At 41.7% G+C, this 17426-nt stretch carries 20 protein-coding genes; 9 read left to right on the top strand and 11 right to left on the bottom strand.

Going from position 1 to position 17426, the window contains the following annotated elements:
- Positions 1 to 131: 131 nt before the first annotated feature.
- Positions 132 to 848, bottom strand: coding sequence for a GntR family transcriptional regulator (locus tag K1I53_RS06725; RefSeq protein ID WP_001007181.1), 717 nt, complete (start codon positions 846 to 848; stop codon positions 132 to 134).
- A 321-nt stretch (positions 849 to 1169) separates the two neighbouring features.
- On the opposite strand from K1I53_RS06725, the gene K1I53_RS06720 reads away from it, so the two are divergent.
- The 9 genes from K1I53_RS06720 to K1I53_RS06680 all read left to right on the top strand — a co-directional run bounded on the left by K1I53_RS06720 (position 1170) and on the right by K1I53_RS06680 (position 10000).
- Positions 1170 to 2957: a glycoside hydrolase family 35 protein gene (locus K1I53_RS06720; protein WP_084849072.1), complete on the top strand. Its 1788-nt coding sequence runs from the start codon at positions 1170 to 1172 to the stop codon at positions 2955 to 2957.
- Positions 2954 to 3430 (top strand): PTS sugar transporter subunit IIB, encoded by a 477-nt coding sequence (locus K1I53_RS06715; protein ID WP_000156968.1) that lies wholly within the window; start codon positions 2954 to 2956, stop codon positions 3428 to 3430. The genes K1I53_RS06720 and K1I53_RS06715 overlap by 4 nt, the downstream gene beginning before the upstream one ends.
- 26 nt (positions 3431 to 3456) lie before the next feature.
- A complete protein-coding gene (locus tag K1I53_RS06710; protein WP_223328827.1) occupies positions 3457 to 4362 on the top strand; it encodes a PTS mannose/fructose/sorbose/N-acetylgalactosamine transporter subunit IIC in 906 nt (301 codons plus the stop codon).
- Positions 4349 to 5170 (top strand): PTS system mannose/fructose/sorbose family transporter subunit IID, encoded by an 822-nt coding sequence (locus tag K1I53_RS06705; RefSeq protein WP_000185287.1) that lies wholly within the window; start codon positions 4349 to 4351, stop codon positions 5168 to 5170. Before K1I53_RS06710 ends, K1I53_RS06705 begins: the two co-directional genes overlap by 14 nt.
- A 3-nt stretch (positions 5171 to 5173) precedes the next feature.
- Positions 5174 to 5578, top strand: a complete 405-nt coding sequence (locus K1I53_RS06700) for a PTS sugar transporter subunit IIA (protein WP_000045701.1) — start codon at positions 5174 to 5176, stop codon at positions 5576 to 5578.
- 104 nt (positions 5579 to 5682) lie between these two features.
- Positions 5683 to 6849: an SIS domain-containing protein gene (locus K1I53_RS06695; protein ID WP_223328826.1), complete on the top strand. Its 1167-nt coding sequence runs from the start codon at positions 5683 to 5685 to the stop codon at positions 6847 to 6849.
- Positions 6850 to 6859: 10 nt separating this feature from the next.
- A complete protein-coding gene (gene lacD, locus K1I53_RS06690) occupies positions 6860 to 7855 on the top strand; it encodes a tagatose-bisphosphate aldolase (protein ID WP_004245774.1) in 996 nt (331 codons plus the stop codon).
- A 146-nt stretch (positions 7856 to 8001) separates the two neighbouring features.
- Positions 8002 to 9039, top strand: coding sequence for an aldose epimerase family protein (locus K1I53_RS06685; protein WP_125450526.1), 1038 nt, complete (start codon positions 8002 to 8004; stop codon positions 9037 to 9039).
- Positions 9040 to 9145: 106 nt separating this feature from the next.
- Positions 9146 to 10000 carry a VOC family protein gene (locus K1I53_RS06680; protein WP_223328825.1) on the top strand — a complete coding sequence of 285 codons (855 nt, stop codon included), beginning with the start codon at positions 9146 to 9148 and terminating at the stop codon, positions 9998 to 10000.
- 177 nt (positions 10001 to 10177) lie between these two features.
- Here K1I53_RS06680 and K1I53_RS06675 read toward each other — a convergent pair whose 3' ends face one another.
- Genes K1I53_RS06675 through K1I53_RS06630 form a run of 10 tightly spaced genes read right to left on the bottom strand, consistent with a single transcriptional unit; the run spans position 10178 to position 17296 of the window.
- Positions 10178 to 10735, bottom strand: coding sequence for an SMI1/KNR4 family protein (locus tag K1I53_RS06675; RefSeq protein ID WP_223328824.1), 558 nt, complete (start codon positions 10733 to 10735; stop codon positions 10178 to 10180).
- A gap of 12 nt (positions 10736 to 10747) precedes the next feature.
- Positions 10748 to 11470, bottom strand: coding sequence for a DUF4241 domain-containing protein (locus K1I53_RS06670; RefSeq protein ID WP_223328823.1), 723 nt, complete (start codon positions 11468 to 11470; stop codon positions 10748 to 10750).
- A gap of 27 nt (positions 11471 to 11497) precedes the next feature.
- Positions 11498 to 12088: an SMI1/KNR4 family protein gene (locus K1I53_RS06665; protein ID WP_223328822.1), complete on the bottom strand. Its 591-nt coding sequence runs from the start codon at positions 12086 to 12088 to the stop codon at positions 11498 to 11500.
- Positions 12089 to 12112: 24 nt separating this feature from the next.
- Positions 12113 to 12547, bottom strand: a complete 435-nt coding sequence (locus K1I53_RS06660; protein ID WP_223328821.1) for a hypothetical protein — start codon at positions 12545 to 12547, stop codon at positions 12113 to 12115.
- Positions 12548 to 12567: 20 nt separating this feature from the next.
- Entirely contained in the window at positions 12568 to 13164 is a 597-nt protein-coding gene (locus tag K1I53_RS06655) for an ankyrin repeat domain-containing protein (protein WP_223328820.1), read from the bottom strand.
- Positions 13165 to 13189: 25 nt separating this feature from the next.
- Positions 13190 to 14254, bottom strand: a complete 1065-nt coding sequence (locus tag K1I53_RS06650) for an ankyrin repeat domain-containing protein (RefSeq protein WP_223328819.1) — start codon at positions 14252 to 14254, stop codon at positions 13190 to 13192.
- Positions 14255 to 14299: 45 nt separating this feature from the next.
- Complete coding sequence (locus tag K1I53_RS06645) at positions 14300 to 14707, bottom strand: hypothetical protein (RefSeq protein ID WP_223328818.1); 408 nt, start codon at positions 14705 to 14707, stop codon at positions 14300 to 14302.
- Between the two features lie 51 nt (positions 14708 to 14758).
- A complete protein-coding gene (locus K1I53_RS06640; RefSeq protein WP_223328817.1) occupies positions 14759 to 15991 on the bottom strand; it encodes a sensor histidine kinase in 1233 nt (410 codons plus the stop codon).
- Positions 15992 to 16666, bottom strand: coding sequence for a response regulator transcription factor (locus K1I53_RS06635; protein WP_223328816.1), 675 nt, complete (start codon positions 16664 to 16666; stop codon positions 15992 to 15994). It abuts the gene before it with no gap.
- A 9-nt stretch (positions 16667 to 16675) separates the two neighbouring features.
- Entirely contained in the window at positions 16676 to 17296 is a 621-nt protein-coding gene (locus K1I53_RS06630) for a GTP pyrophosphokinase (protein WP_414930295.1), read from the bottom strand.
- Positions 17297 to 17426: the final 130 nt, after the last annotated feature.

Genomic DNA, 17426 nt, shown 5'->3' with positions numbered 1-17426 from the left:
CAAACGAAAATTTACCTTGTTTTTAGTAAAAATGCTACTAATTAAATAAGAGCCCTTCATAGCGTTTTCACAACTTCTTTCTCGTGCTATAATGAATAGAGAAAAAGCCTGAGCTAGGCTCAGGCTTTTTCTTAATGACCTCGGTTACATGAGATGAATTTGATTTTGTAGTAGTCTGCTCGCTTATAAGTTTCACTATAGGCAAGGACTTGGCCAGTGGCCTCAAGTTTTGTAGTCTTTGTTTGAAAGACAGTTGGGAATTGTGTATCGATTCCGAGTACAGAAGCAGCATGCTCTGGTGTTGGAAATGCGATTTCGTTGATTTCCTCAAAATGTTCATCACTCATGTGAATGCGGTAATCCAATTTGAAACGTGTATAGATAGAGCTATAATAGTCAAGATTTGGATAGTTGGCATTGATGTATTGCTCAGGAATATAAGATGTGTGGTAGATGTATGTCACGTCGTTTGTCTGACGAATACGTTCAATCTTATAGTAGAATTGATCTCCACGTAGTCCAAGTTTATCTAAATATTCAAGTTTGTTTCCGCGCTCGATAGAAAGGACAGTAACTTTATCGTCTTTTGTTTCAAAGATTTCGACATCTGAAAACTCAACGAGTTTGTGCTTGCGGGCACGTGAAACGAAAGTACCTTTACCTTGTTGGCGGACAATGTAGCCGTCTTTAGCAAGGTCGTTCAAGGCACGAACAACTGTGATTGAACTCACATCGTACATCGCGATCAATTCGGCTTCTGTATAAAATTTATCTCCACTTGCAAATTGACCAGAGATGATTTTATTTTTTAATTCATCTTTAATATATTGGTATTTAGGAATAGCCATAAATTTCACCTCGATTCTCTTTCTCCAATTTTGATTTTACCACAAATATAGAGAAAAGAGTAGTATTAAGGTCAAAAAATTAAAATAATAGACTAAAAATGTTATTTTACATGTAAAAAAATTCATTTGATGTTCTTGTGAATTATCATACATAAAAAGATCGTTTTCATGCTATTTTTAGATAATTTCGGTAAACGGTAAGTAAAAAAATAGAAAAATTTTAAATAATTTTCTAAAACCTATTGACAAATGCAAAAGATTTGATTATAGTTAATATTATAATAAATGAAAGCGCAAACTTAATTCGTCAGAGGTAATAACATGACCAGATTTAAAATTGAGGACGATTTCTATTTAGACGGAAAACCGTTCAAGATTTTGTCCGGCGCCATTCATTATTTTAGGATTCCAGCAGAGGATTGGTATCATTCTCTCTATAACTTAAAGGCGCTTGGCTTTAATACAGTCGAGACCTATGTGGCTTGGAATTTACACGAACCTGTTGAAGGGGAGTTTGATTTTGAAGGTGCCAGAAATTTGGAGAGATTTCTTCAAATTGCACAAGATTTGGGTCTCTATGCCATTGTACGCCCGTCTCCATTTATCTGTGCGGAATGGGAATTTGGTGGCTTGCCGGCTTGGCTCTTGACAAAGGACATGCGAATTCGCTCGTCCGACCCGGCCTACATCGAGGCTGTTGCTCGCTATTATGACCAATTATTGCCAAGGCTTGTGCCTCGCTTGTTGGATAATGGTGGAAACATTCTTATGATGCAAGTCGAAAATGAATATGGCTCTTATGGAGAAGATAAGTCTTATCTACGAGCAATTCGAAAATTGATGGAAGACCGAGGGATTGATTGCCCACTCTTTACTTCAGATGGCCCATGGAGGGCTACTCTGAAAGCCGGAACCTTGATCGAAGACGATCTCTTTGTGACAGGAAACTTCGGTTCTAAAGCTCCGTACAACTTTTCACAGATGCAGGAATTCTTTGATGAGCATGGCAAGAAATGGCCCCTCATGTGTATGGAATTCTGGGATGGTTGGTTCAACCGTTGGAAAGAACCCATCATCACTCGTGATCCTAAAGAATTGGCAGAAGCTGTTCGAGAGGTATTGGAACAAGGCTCTATCAACCTTTACATGTTCCATGGTGGAACAAACTTTGGTTTCATGAATGGTTGCTCAGCTCGAGGAACTCTGGATTTGCCACAAGTCACATCTTACGACTATGATGCCCTTCTGGATGAAGAAGGAAATCCAACTGCTAAATACTTAGCAGTCAAGAAGATGATGGCAACCCACTTCCCAGAGTATCCACAGTTGGAACCACTCTATAAGGAAAGCATGGAGATAGGATCCATTCCATTGGTCGAAAAAGTTTCCTTGTTTGAAACCCTGGATAGTCTCTCTAGTCCAACTGAAAGCCTCTATCCAAAAGCGATGGAAGAACTTGGTCAAAGCTATGGCTACCTTCTCTACCGCACTGAGGCAAGTTGGGATGCAGAAGAGGAACGTCTCCGTATCATCGATGGACGTGACCGAGCTCAACTCTTTGTAGATGGTCAATGGATTGCTACTCAATACCAGACAGAGATTGGTGAAGATATCTACTGTCAGGGCAATCGAGAAGGCTTTTCAGAGATTGACATCTTGATTGAAAATATGGGGCGTGTCAACTACGGTCATAAGTTCTTGGCAGATACGCAGCGTAAAGGAATTCGAACAGGTGTCTGCAAGGATCTACATTTCTTACTGAATTGGAAACAATATCCACTGCCACTGGATAATCCTGAGAAGATTGATTTTTCAAAAGGATGGACAGAAGGACAACCAGCCTTTTACGCTTTCGACTTTACTGTTGAAGAGCCGAAGGATACCTACTTAGACTTGTCTGAGTTTGGTAAGGGAGTTGCCTTTGTCAACGGGCGTCACCTAGGACGTTTCTGGAACGTCGGCCCGACCCTCTCACTTTATATCCCTCATAGTTATCTCAAGGAAGGTGCTAACCGCATCATCATCTTTGAAACTGAGGGCGAATATAAAGAAGAGATTCATTTAACTCGTAAACCTACACTAAAACACATAAAGGGGGAAAACTTATGACAATTGTAGGATGCCGTATCGATGGACGTTTGATCCACGGTCAAGTAGCCAATCTTTGGGCTGGAAAACTAAATGTTTCACGCATTATGGTTGTAGACGACGAAGTTGTTAACAACGATATTGAAAAGAGTGGTTTGAAACTTGCGACACCACCAGGTGTGAAACTCAGTATCTTGCCAGTTGAGAAAGCAGCAGCAAATATCCTTGCTGGTAAATACGATAGCCAACGTCTCTTTATCGTTGCACGTAAACCAGACCGTTTCCTTGGTTTGGTCGAAGCAGGTGTTCCGCTTGAAACACTCAACGTCGGCAATATGTCTCAAACACCAGAAACTCGCTCTATCACACGTTCTATCAACGTGGTAGACAAGGATGTGGAAGATTTCCACAAACTAGCAGAAAAAGGTGTGAAACTCACTGCTCAAATGGTTCCAAATGATCCAGTTTCAGACTTTTTGAGCTTATTAAAATAGGAAAAAATTTTTAGGAGGTCATTGTTATGATACAATGGTGGCAAATTTTACTTCTCACTTTGTACTCAGCTTATCAAATCTGTGATGAGTTGACAATCGTTTCATCTGCAGGTTCCCCTGTATTCGCTGGTTTCATTACTGGTTTAGTTATGGGAGATTTGACAACTGGTTTGTTTATCGGTGGTAGCTTGCAGTTGTTCGTACTTGGGGTAGGTACCTTCGGTGGTGCTTCTCGTATCGACGCAACTTCTGGTGCGGTTCTTGCGACAGCTTTCTCAGTTTCACAAGGTATAGAAACAGACCTTGCGATCACTACAATCGCTGTACCAGTAGCAGCACTTTTGACTTACTTCGACGTACTTGGTCGTATGACTACTACATTCTTCGCACACCGTATTGACGCTGCGATTGAACGCTTTGACTACAAAGGAATCGAACGCAACTACCTACTTGGTGCGATTCCATGGGCTCTTTCACGTGCCCTTCCAGTATTCTTCGCTCTTGCTTTTGGTGGAGAATTCGTACAAGGTGTTGTAAACCTTGTTAAAGAATACCAATGGGTTGCAGACGGTTTGACACTTGCAGGTCGTATGCTTCCAGGTCTTGGATTTGCAATCTTGCTTCGTTACCTTCCAGTTAAACGTAACCTTCACTACCTTGCTATGGGATTCGGTTTGACAGCTATGTTGACTGTTCTTTACTCAAACGTAACAAGTCTTGGTGGAGCAGTTGCTGGAATCATTGGCGCTCTTCCTGCTGAAGTTGCTGAAAAAATTGGCTTTGTTAACAACTTCAAAGGATTGTCTATGATCGGTATCTCTATCGTGGGTATCTTCCTTGCAGTTGTTCACTTCAAGAACAGCCAAAAAGTTGCTGTAGCAGCACCTTCTACACCATCAGAAAGTGGGGAAATCGAAGATGACGAATTCTAATTACAAACTAACAAAAGAAGATTTTAATCAAATCAACAAACGTAGCTTGTTTACTTTCCAATTAGGTTGGAACTACGAACGTATGCAAGCTTCTGGTTACCTTTACATGATCTTGCCACAATTGCGTAAAATGTATGGGGATGGAACTCCTGAATTGAAAGAAATGATGAAAGTTCATACTCAATTCTTCAATACTTCACCATTCTTCCACACTATTATCGCTGGTTTTGACCTTGCCATGGAAGAAAAAGATGGTGTGGGTTCAAAAGATGCCGTTAACGGTATCAAGACAGGTTTGATGGGACCATTCGCTCCTCTTGGAGATACTATCTTTGGTTCACTTGTACCTGCTATCATGGGATCTATCGCAGCAACTATGGCGATCGCTGGCCAACCATGGGGTATCTTCCTTTGGATCGCAGTTGCAGTTGCATATGACATCTTCCGTTGGAAACAATTGGAATTTGCCTACAAAGAAGGGGTTAACCTTATCAACAACATGCAAAGTACTTTGACAGCTTTGATTGATGCTGCATCTGTACTTGGTGTCTTCATGATGGGTGCTCTTGTAGCAACAATGATCAACTTTGAGATTTCTTACAAATTGCCAATCGGTGAAAAGATGATTGACTTCCAAGACATCTTGAACTCAATCTTCCCACGCTTGCTTCCAGCAATCTTTACTGCCTTTATCTTCTGGTTGCTTGGTAAGAAAGGTATGAACTCTACTAAAGCGATCGGTATCATTATCGTTCTTGCAGTAGGTCTTTCATTCATCGGTAAATTCTTGCTTGGAATGGGCGCATAATTTATGAGTAAATCATTAATTTTGGTGAGTCATGGTCGTTTCTGTGAAGAACTTAAAGGTAGCACAGAAATGATCATGGGTCCACAAGACAACATTCATGCAGTGGCTCTTCTTCCAGAAGATGGTCCAGAAGAATTTACTGCAAAATTTGAAGCTACTATCGAAGGATTGGATGATTTCCTAGTCTTTGCGGACCTTCTCGGTGGTACACCATGTAACGTGGTAAGCCGTTTGATCATGGAAGGTCGCGACATTGAACTCTACGCAGGGATGAATCTTCCAATGGTGATTGAATTTATCAATGCCAGCCTTACAGGTGCAGATGCGGACTACAAGAGCCGTGCTGCAGAAAGCATCGTAAAAGTCAATGATCTGTTAGCGGGCTTTGATGATGACGAAGATGAATAAGATGTGACTTAGAGCATCTTATATAGAATATACATGGGAATGGGAGTCACTCCCATTCCCATATTTTCAATAGGAATGAAACAACAATAGATTAGAGGAACTCTATGCTAAATTACACAAAAGAAGAATTACTTGAACTGGGTGCAGAAATCACGACTCGTGAGATCTACCAACAGCCTGATGTATGGAAAGAGGCTTTCGAAGCCTATCAAGCGAAACGGGAAGAAATTGCAACCTTTCTGCAAGGGATCGCTGATAAACATGATTATATTAAGGTAATCTTGACGGGTGCTGGGACTTCTGCTTATGTGGGAGATACCTTGGTGCCATACTTTAAGGAAGTCTATGACGAACGCAAATGGAATTTCAACGCCATTGCGACAACTGATATTGTTGCCAACCCAGAAACTTATTTGAAAAAAGATGTGGCTACTGTCCTTGTTTCCTTTGCTCGTAGTGGGAATTCACCTGAAAGTGTGGCGACGGTTGACTTGGCTAAAGCCTTGGTTGACGACCTCTATCAAGTGACCATTACATGTGCTGCAGAAGGGAAATTGGCGCTTCAAGCTCATGGCGATGACCGCAATCTCTTGCTCTTGCAACCAGCTGCTTCCAATGACGCTGGATTTGCCATGACTTCTAGCTTTACGTCTATGATGCTAACAGCTCTCTTGGTCTTTGATCCTACAGAATTTGCTGTGAAAGCTCAACGTTTTGAAGTTGTGTCTAGCCTTGCCCGCAAAGTTCTAGACAATGCAGCAGATGTTAAAGAGCTTGTTGACCTCGACTTTAACCGCGTCATCTACCTTGGTGCTGGTCCTTTCTTCGGTCTTGCTCATGAAGCTCAGCTCAAGATTTTGGAATTAACAGCTGGTCAAGTGGCGACCATGTATGAAAGCCCAGTTGGCTTCCGTCACGGTCCAAAATCTCTTATCAACGAAGATACAGTTGTTTTGGTATTTGGTACAACGACAGACTACACTCGCAAGTACGACTTGGACTTGGTTCGTGAAGTGGCTGGTGATCACATCGCCCGTCGTGTTGTGCTCTTGAGTGATCAAGCCTTTGGTCTTGAAAATGTCAAAGAAGTAGCACTTGGTTGTGGCGGTGTCTTGAACGATATTTACCGTGTCTTCCCTTACATCGTTTATGCCCAACTCTTTGCCCTATTGACTTCACTCAAGGTAGAAAATAAACCAGATACACCGTCTCCTACAGGTACAGTAAACCGTGTGGTACAAGGTGTGATCATTCATGACTATCAAAAATAAGGAAGTATCTATGAGTAAATTACAATTAAGTCCCAATAAAGTAGCCTGCCTGCAAAAACTTTCTGACGAGAACGGCATTATCTCAGCTCTTGCCTTTGACCAACGTGGTGCTTTAAAACGCCTCATGGCTCAATACCAAACAGAAGAGCCAACAGTGGCTCAAATGGAAGAACTCAAGGTCTTGGTAGCAGATGAATTGACAAAATACGCTTCCTCTATGCTTCTTGACCCTGAGTATGGACTTCCAGCTACAAAAGCGCTTGATGCCAATGCTGGTCTTCTCCTTGCTTATGAGAAAACTGGCTACGACACAACAAGCACCAAACGCTTGCCTGACTGCTTGGATGTTTGGTCTGCAAAACGCATCAAAGAACAAGGTGCGGATGCAGTCAAATTCTTGCTTTACTACGATGTAGACAGCTCTGACGAACTCAATCAACAAAAACAAGCCTACATCGAACGCATCGGTTCTGAGTGTGTGGCGGAAGACATTCCATTCTTCCTTGAAATCCTCGCTTACGATGAAAAAATCGCTGACGCAGGTTCTGCAGAATATGCCAAAGTAAAACCACACAAAGTTATCGGTGCTATGAAGGTCTTCTCAGACCCACGTTTCAACATCGATGTCTTGAAAGTGGAAGTTCCAGTCAACGTCAAATACGTTGAAGGCTTTGGTGATGGAGAAATCGTTCATACACGTGAAGAAGCAGCAGCCTTCTTCAAAGCACAAGATGAAGCAACTAACTTGCCATATATCTACTTGAGTGCGGGAGTATCAGCCAAACTCTTCCAAGAAACACTTGTCTTTGCCCACGAATCAGGCGCAAACTTCAACGGTGTTCTTTGCGGCCGTGCAACTTGGGCTGGATCAGTTGAAGCCTACATCAAAGACGGTGAGGCAGCAGCTCGTGAATGGCTACGCACAACAGGTTTTGAGAACATTGACGAACTCAACAAGGTTCTCCAAACCACAGCGACTTCATGGACTGAACGTGTAGAAGCATAAAACAGGTATAGAAGAATCCCTTTTTGTTAAGAAGCTACTTAAGGTTTTCTGACAAAGGATTCTGAAAATAGAAACTACAACCATAGATGGTGAATACACTTTCTATGGTTTGTTTACTTAAGAGAAATGGATCAAAGGAGAGAAGAATGAAAGCATACACAGAACGTGTATTTGGAAATCATGAGGGCAAGGATGTCTTGGCCTATCGCTTTGAGACTGATGGTGGTTACCAGCTTGAAGTTATGACTTATGGTGCGACCATTTTGCGCTATGTCACACCTGACAAGGCTGGAAATTTTGCCAATGTGATTTTGGGCTTTGATGATTTTGATAGCTATGTAGGTAATAGTCCCAAGCATGGAGCAAGTGTAGGTCCTGTAGCAGGCCGTATTGCAGGTGCGATATTTGAGCTCAATGGTCAGACCTATAATCTTGAAGTCAACAATGCCAGCAACTGTAACCACAGTGGTTCAACAGGTTGGGATTCGAGCTTGTTTGAATTGGTAGAGGTGAGCGACCATGGCTTGACTCTCTACACAGAGCGTACAGACGGGACAGGAGGATTTCCTGGTAATCTCAAGATCTGGATCAGCTATCACTTGGAAGAGACTGGTGCTTACGAAGTCAGCTACAAGGTAACGACTGATCAGGATACGCTTGTCAATCCAACCAACCACAGCTACTTCAACTTGTCTGGTGATTTTACGCAGACAGTTGATCGCCATGTCTTCCAATTAAACACAGAGGGCATTTACCCAATCGCTCCAGACGGTGTTCCAGCTAAGACTCCAGATGCTAATCGTGATGTGGTTAAACACATCTACAATGGTGCTTTGTTGAAGGATATCTTTGCAGAGGAAGATGAGCAAATCCAGCTGGTATCTGGTTTAGACCATCCATTTGCTCTTCCTACAGGTCATGACAATGCTGGTTTTCTTTATGACCAAAATTCAGGTCGCTTCTTGCTTTTCAAGACAGAAGCCCCTTGCTTTGTGGTCTACACAGCAAACTTTGTGGATGAAAGTGTCATTATCGGAGGCCAGCCAATGGTACAGCACAATGGGATTGCCCTTGAAGCGCAAGCTTTACCAGATGCCATTCACAGTGACCTCAAAGACCAAGTCATTCTCAAAGCAGGGGAAACTTTCACCAGCAAAACTCGCTACGAGCTTGTTGTCAAATAAAAAGAAGAGCTGGTTCCCAGCTCTTTTGAGTTGTCTTCGTTGACATTTTATTTCAATAGTGTATAATTGATGTAATTAATAAAGTTACAACAAAAGGAGACACCCTATGACTTATGCATACCAAAGCCACATTTACCTAGCAGAGGCGATTTTAAATGTCAAGGATTTGACGAGTCAAACGGCTTTTTATCACCAGATTATTGGCTTGGAGATTTTATCTCAAACGGAGACAGAAGCGATTTTGGGACTTGGTCGAAAAGCCTTGGTTCACTTGATTCAGGCAGAAAAGTCTGGCGAAGTAAGGGAGCATTATGGGCTTTACCATCTGGCGATTTTGTTGCCAACACGAAAAGCCTTGGCAGATGTCTTGAAATACCTAAGTGACTTGCGGATTCCTCTGGTCGGGGGTGCAGATCATGGATACAGCGAGGCTATTTATCTAGAGGATTTGGAAGGAAATGGCATTGAACTCTACCGTGATAAGCCAGTGTCTTCATGGGATATTCGAGAAGATGGTCGCATTATCGGTGTGACCGAAGCCCTTGCGGCACAGGACATCTATGAGTTAGGAGAAAAGGTGGATCCCTTTATTCTAGCTGAAGGGACGAGAATGGGGCATATCCATCTATCGGTTAAGGATAGTCACGCAGCAAGTCAGTTCTATCAAAAGGTGTTAGGACTAGAGGATAAATTTAGCATTCCTAGTGCTAGTTGGATAGCGGCTGGTCAGTACCATCACCACCTGGCTGTCAACGAATGGGCTGGAAAAGGGCTAGCTCCGCGTGAGCAAGGCTTGCCAGGTTTGGCTTACTATGTCCTTGAGGTCGAAAGCAAGGAAGAACTCCTGAACATCGTTAAGCAAGCACAAGAGCTAGAAGCACCGATCAAGTGGTTAAATTCGAGTAAGTTGGATTTGGTAGATCCAGATGGGATTGTGACCCGCATTCGCTTGGCACGATGAGACGAGGAAAACACATTATTTATTTTAGAGACATAGAAAAAGGCGGACAAGCTCGTATTCTGTTTTTAGAATGCGGACTTGTTCGCTTTTTATATTTAAGGTTAGACTTTTGTCCCAACTCATTTTGGGTTCCGTGCTGTTGTATTGACATTAGAGGCAGTTTGGTCAGTACATGGCTTATTTTCCTTTTTTCTGTTTCTCGATTCTCTCTAGCATTTTGTTTTTACGCTCCTCCAGTTCTTGGATTTGTTTGAGTAAAAGATCTGAAAAGTCACTATCGAGCTCTTCAGCCTCTCCACTACTATACCAATCTAAGGCGACAATGTGATTATTTTTATCAAAGCAGAAAATCACATCTCCATCACCGATGATAGACAGAAAAGGGATATAATCTACAAAGCCTAGTTCATGTAATTCTTTGGTCTTCAGTCGAATGTCTAGAAAATCAGGTATCTCATTTGCAATGCCGTAAACCTTAATACCACGACAGAATGTCCAAAATGGGGCGACATCAAATGCTTTGGCTCTTGGCCACAGTTCCTCCCTGACTTCCATATAGAGTCCACCTAGGGGTGACATGGTAAATTCTCTGAAGTCGTCTGGAAGACTGATTTGATACAGTTTTTCAAAATCTTCTATATCCTGTTCGGAGGGTTCATTTCCCATGCAGGCTACAACTTGGTAGGTTTTAGAATCATAATGGTGAAAATAATCATAGACTTTTTCTAGTGACATTGCTATTCCTCTCTATTCTAGGTAAATATATTCGACAACTAAATCACAAAGCTGCTTATCCTTATCATAGCCAAAGTAGACGGGATAGACTCCGTCTCCAAAACCTGATTGGATCATCGGAATGCTTAGGTCAGTGTTGGGGATTTTAAAATTAATCCAATCCCCACCCTCACGTTGATAAAGGGGATTGTCTATGGCATTTTGAGCAAAAACTGCTGCAAAGAAATCGTCGTAGATATTTTTGTCAGGATTTTCTTTATACCAACTCTCTTCAAAATCGCAGTAGGCATTCTTGGTGTCAACGTCCACTATCGTTGCCAGACCTGCGTCAACTGCAAATCCAAAATAAGAGTCTTTTTCAACAGTGTCTATATCTTCATCACCAGTCAGTGCTTCATAGTAGATGACTGGCACTTGATCTGTAAATTGGATTCTCGTTGCTACATACCTGTAATGGTCTTCTTCTATCTTGGCTACTAAAGTTTTTAGTCTATATGTTCCTTTGGGAACAGATTGTAAGTAAGGCTTTTCCTCTCTACGGAGCCAGACCAAAGGATCTCGGACCAGAATTTCTCCACTAGGAAAAGTCACTTCCCCCATATCCAAAACAAAAACTTCCATGTCCTGTATTTCTTTCCTATCAAAATAGTCTGCATAATTGATAGACGAAGTGAGCAGGTGTTTTATTTCTTGGTATTTCTGCAACCATTCTTTTGAAACTTGTATTTTTCTCATAAACGGTTCCTTTCTAAATCTTCTATCTTATGCTTTTATTTCCCTAATTATCGAAAAGATTAGGTCTTTAAGACTTTCTGCGACATACACAACTTCATCAGGATCATGAATATAGCAAAGAATCTGGCCTTCTTTTCCTTCTTTGTCAGGATCAAAATCCAGCATCAGGAAACAACTGTCACAATACTCGGCAAAAGGAATCCATTTTTTATTAAAAAGATAGGGTTTTATCCTCTCGTCCTGCATTTGTTCAATGTCTTGGCTTGTAAAATGCTCAGGAAATTCAGTTAAGAGGGCGTCTCTGTTTTGAAAATAGTGTTTAGTGTTTTCGATTGCCTGCAGGCTCAGCAAGCAAAATGCCATGTCTCTTTCATCTACAAGGCAAGGCAGAATACTGAGATAGTTACTCCCGTTTTTATACCTGTAGAGCTCTTTTACCTCATCAGGCAACGTTATCCCAAATTTCTCCTCAAATGCTATCAGTTCTTCCTCAGAAGCTCCAGGGATTTCCTGATAATCGTCCAGATATTCTTCCTCTACAGGGTCATCCAAATCCCATTCCTCAAAATTTTCACAGATGTACTCTTCTATCTTTTTTATCTCATCACTTATCTGCATACCATCCACCCTTTATTTGCTTAGTTACAGATCTCCTTCGATTATTTGTTGCATATATGCTGGCATATCATTTACAAATTCCGCAAAACTGCACATATCTTTCAACTCTTCATGCTCTATATCATAGGAAGCCACTTTCTTTGTTTTAGGATCCCATACAATATAGATATGGTCATAATCTCCTGTCAGCTTAGATATACGCAGAAGTTTCTGTCTACCTTTTTTAATCGGAACAGTATTGATTAAAGAAAAAAACTCTATCCATTTAAAATCACAGTCTTTAAGTTCAAAATGTAATTCCTCGCTTTGAAGAAAATCAATGATCGCATTAGGCAGTTTAAATGGCTTCAGTTCATCCAGTTTATTTTGTAAACTGTGGTATTCTTCAGGTTCTAACTGCTTAAAATATGCAGCCATTTCTTCATCGCCATTTTCAAGTGCGATACTGTATGGACGCATCCCGTCTTTTTCGGTTATTGTTACATCTGCTCCATTTTCAAATCAACATACCTTGCGGCTACACATAGCGGGGTTGGTTTAAAAGGATAGACCGTATCAGGGGCATTGTAGTTAATATTAACTCCGTTCTTTATAAAGAAATCAAGCACTTCATAATTTCTGTCTGAAACGGCACTGCGAAATGCCTGTCCACCGTATTTTTCTACCCTATGACCTAACTCGTGGATAAGAGGCAGGTTCTCGTATTTTTTTCCATATAAAGCCTGTTCAAAGGCTTCTGTTTTTACCTCATTTACACAGTTCACCTTTGCGCCATGTTCTACCAGATACCTGATAATAGCTTCGTCACAATACCTTACGGCAAGCAGAAATGCTGGATTGCCTTTTACATTCAGATTGACGCCCTTTTCCACCAGCCATTTTACAGAGTTAAAACTTTCCATAATCAAAGCTATGTCTAAAGGTGACAAAGTGGTATACTTACCTATTTTTATACCCTTTTCAATATCCCATCCCTTTGAAAAATACTCATCTAGTGCGGGTATATTCCCCTTTATAATATCACCTACAATTTGTGGAACAGATTTAAAATTTCCTATATCTTTTAATTTGACCATTTTAGGTCTCCTACAGATTATGTACTCATCTGTTATAATTTATTTCCCCTAAAGGAAGCGGATCAGGATTTAAGCTTACCCAGAGAACCGAAAGTTCACACAAACGTTCAGTTATAGTATCTTCATCACTGCCTTTTGCACGGATGCTGGAAATCAGTTCCTTAGTTTCTTCCAGTTCTTCTTCGGAAAGCGGTGTACCTGAAGCGAAATGATTTGGCAGGGCTTTAAGCATGTTCCGGTAGTGTTTATCCCAGTTGACACCGCCATTTCTATAGAGCTCATCCTGTACGCGCCCTGTTATACGGATCACTTCGCCTTGTACTGTTTTCGCAGGTCCGCTTGAAGGAATCAACATCTCCCAAAGTTCATCGTATTGCTTTTGCCAAGGACCATCTTCTACAATAATAGGAGAAACTCCGTCATGTATCTTGCGTTTCGGAGCAGGCTTTACATCAAACAGTGCATAGAGTCTCTCAAGCCCTGCTTCTGTTTCAGTCAAGTAATCTTTATTAAAGTTTTCTCTGTGAAATTCAAAATCCTTTCCGATTAGTTCGACTCTTTCTGCCATATCAGGAGTTACCTCAGCGCCCGCCTTTATGAGCATTTCTGCAATTTCTGCTACCTGTGCAATATTAATCTGCCTACAAGTAGCAAGGGCTTCAGCTAAAGGAGTTCGTCCCATATCAGTTTTGGGATTAACATCTGCACCTTTTTCAATCAAAAAACTTACTATCTTAGGTCGGAAAAACCCTGCTGCCGTATGCAGAGGTGTACTCCCGTATGTATCAGGCTTTTGTATATCTCCGCCTAATTCAAAAAGTAGTTTCACAGTATCCCTACCCAGCGTAGCATGCTTATATAATGGCGTCCGCCCATAATAATCAGGAGTATTTACATCTAAACCCTGTTCCACCAGCCAGATAACAAGCTCATCAGGAACACCTCCAAAATGAAGTGCCGTATTGAGGCTGTATCTGCCGTCATGAGCAGTAAGCTCACATTTATCATATACTGCTTTAAGAGCTTCAATATCTCTTGCTGTAATCAGTTCATCAAAATTTTTAGGTAAGGTCACTCTTTTTTTGGCCATTGTTCCTATCCTTTAATATAAAACTAACATTTGCATTTTACATTTCTAAAGCCACTTAAGCCCATCAACATTTTTTAAAATCATAGATCTTCCATCGTAGTCATTTTTTAACTCGATTTCTTTTTCCTTAACCGAAATGTTGTTGTACCAGTGGTCCAAACTTGCATATTTTCCTGTATGGATATTGATAAGCATGCTTGTTATAGGATTCCAAGTGCCCTTTTCCACTGTTTCTGCAAGCAAATAATAGGCATCTAAAAATATGAGATTTCTCCCATAGATCCAAAATGGAAGTTGAATATCTAATAAAGGCAATTTTGCAGAAAAAATATCATCTCCATGTGGCGGCACGGTTTCATAATGAAATTCTATCTTACTCCCATAATATGCTATCGTTGCTCCTTCGCAACCGATGCTTTGAGGAGTACCCTCCTCGGCTACTAAAAATTCCATTGGCTTCTCCTTATGTTGTAATTGAATGAACTCCGACCAGACTCTCCACGTTTACAACCAGACTGTAAAGGTAATCACCTGTTTTTTGTAGGTGACAAATATTTTACCTCTAAACAGGCTGACAAGGTGTTGAGCCATAGAGAGACCAATGCCATACCCAGAGGTGGTTTGGTTATTGTGTGATGTTTCAGCGCGATAAAAGCGGTCAAAGAAGCGTTTAATATTGGCAGGCCGCCCGTCTTTGTAGTCGTTAGATACGGTGATACAGGTGCGCTTGCGTAGGAGATAGGCTTTGCGTTTGAGAGTCAGGCGGATGGTGCCTGCTGGATCACAGTATTTGCGGGCATTGTCAAGAAGAATGCTAAGAAGCTCATAAAATTCCTCTTGGGCTACTTTTTCTACAAGGTCTGCTTCAATCAGGCTTTCAAATTTTTTATCCTCTTTGGTAAAGAGAGGAGCAAAGTCTGAGGCGACCTTTTCAGCGATGACGGAGATATTTTGAGGAGCTAGTTTGATATCCTCTTGCTCCTCGAGCCGAGCAAGTCGGATCAGTCTTCCAATCAAGTGGTTGAGACGCTCGGTCTGTTCTTTGGTACTGATGCTCCACTCGGTCTCTCCTTCCATGAGTTCTTGAAGCTCGGTATTGGCCGAGATGATAGCCAGCGGTGTTTTGAGTTCATGACCTGCATTAGTGATAAACATCCGTTGTTTCTCATAGTTTTTGACGAAGGGACGGACAACAATCCCAGAAATCAAGGTAAAGAGCAGAGCAAGGAGAAATAGGCTAGCCAGTGATAACCAAATAGAGACTTGAAAGAGGGTGTCTCGTTCGCGAATGTAGTTGGTAGCTTCAAAGAAGACTAGGAGCTTACCCGAAGCTGTCTGACTAATCTGGTAGGTGAAGTAGCGCCCGTTGCGAGTAATCGTGCCATAGGTTTCCTGTTTTTTAAGAATTTTCTGGAGAAAATCTCTGACGTCTGCTTCGGTCAGTGATTGGACATTCCCTAGAGAAATAGTGTAGTCATTCCCCTTTTCTCTGACAGAGAAGTACTGAAAATTGTAGATAATCCCTTCCTGAATGTTCTTTTTGGTGAAACTTTCCTTGATTTCATCTGTGATTGGGAGTTCGCCTTCATTTTTAGACAAGATGGAGAGGACGGTTTGGATATTATCCTCTGTCTGAGTATAGACGATGCTATTCATCAAGACCAGAAAGAATGCAAGAATCAGAGCGATAGCAGCAGTGGCTGTGACAATAAACTTGATACGTAGTTTTCGAAACATCTAGTCTCCTCCTATCAGTTGGAAAGGTCCTTCTGCAGATCCTAAGATTTGCAAGTTGGACTGAACGCTTTGAAGCTTTTGGCGGAGATAGGAAATATAGAGAAAAACGAGCTCGTGATCACTCTCTTCCAGCTCATCTGGCCAGACTTGATCTAGTAGTTGTTGACAACTGAGGGTTTGATTAGCATGCTGGATGAGGAGGGTCAAGAGTTGAGTCTCCTTTTTCCCTAAACGAATGCTGTTTGTAGCAGCTAATTCTTGTTCGTCAATATCCAAGCGAGTATTTCCTAATTGGACCGTATCTGGGGTATAGTCCTCCAGGCGGCGTGCAGTAGAACGGAGTCTAGCCAAGAGTTCCTTGAGCGAGAAGGGCTTGGTCAAGTAGTCGTCAGCACCTGCATCTAGTCCGGTTACACGATCATCTACTTCAGCCATGGCTGTCAGCATGATGATATGGGTCGTATTGCCCAACTGGCGGATTTCTTTGAGGGCTTCGATTCCTGTCTTGATCGGCATCATGATGTCAAAAATCATGAGGTGATAGTGGTTAGTTGTAGCTTTTTCGACAGCATCTTGTCCATTAAAAACAGAATCAACGCTATAGCCTTCCCGTTCTAAAGCAACGGTGATGACGCGATTTAGTTGGGTTTCATCTTCGGCAAGTAGGATTTTCATAGGTTCTCCTTAGTCTTGGTCAGATCGCTGAATCAAATCACGAATGGTCTGCATGGTCAAGTCGCATGAAGCAAGCTCATCGGCACAACGTTTGAGCTCGCGCGTGATTCGTTCAGGGTTTTGGATGTTTTTCTTGTACTTCATCTGGTGCTCAAGGCTGGCCCAGGAATCCATGGCAATAGTGCGCAGTTGGATCTCGATAAAGTAGGTTCCTTGGTCATTTCCCAGACAGTCTGGGTAGGGGGTAGTCACTTCGAGAATCAGATGGTAAGAACGGTAGCCATTGGGTTTGACCTGACGGATATAGTCTTTCTCTTTAAAAATATGGATGGTGGGTATCTGGCGAATATAGTCAACGATGCGGTAGATATCATCTGTAAAGCTTGTGATGATCCGAACACCGATAGCATCTCGGATTTCTTTGAGAGCGGATTGACTCGTCTGAGGAAGGCCTTTGCGTTGGCATTTTTCACGCATACTTTCCTCGGTTTTGATACGCGCATGCAAATGCTCATATAGTTTGAGGGAGGTTTCTTTTTTGTAATTAGCTGCGGCTTCTTCCATATCTTCAATAAAGGTCTGCAAGATAGTGGGTAAGTAGACTTCGCAAGGGCCATAGATAGAGTTCATAGGCTGGTCCATTCTAAGAATGACTCGTATTGCTACGGGCATAGATTCTAATAGTATTTGTCATTCTATTATACCATGAAAGCGATAGCAGGGTGAGATTCTATTGATAAAGAGGGAACGAGAATTTTGA

This window comes from Streptococcus oralis (genome assembly GCF_019929365.1).
Taxonomy (GTDB): domain Bacteria; phylum Bacillota; class Bacilli; order Lactobacillales; family Streptococcaceae; genus Streptococcus; species Streptococcus oralis_BT.
Note: the sequence above shows the minus strand (reverse complement) of the source record. Positions and strands in the feature narration are given on the sequence as shown.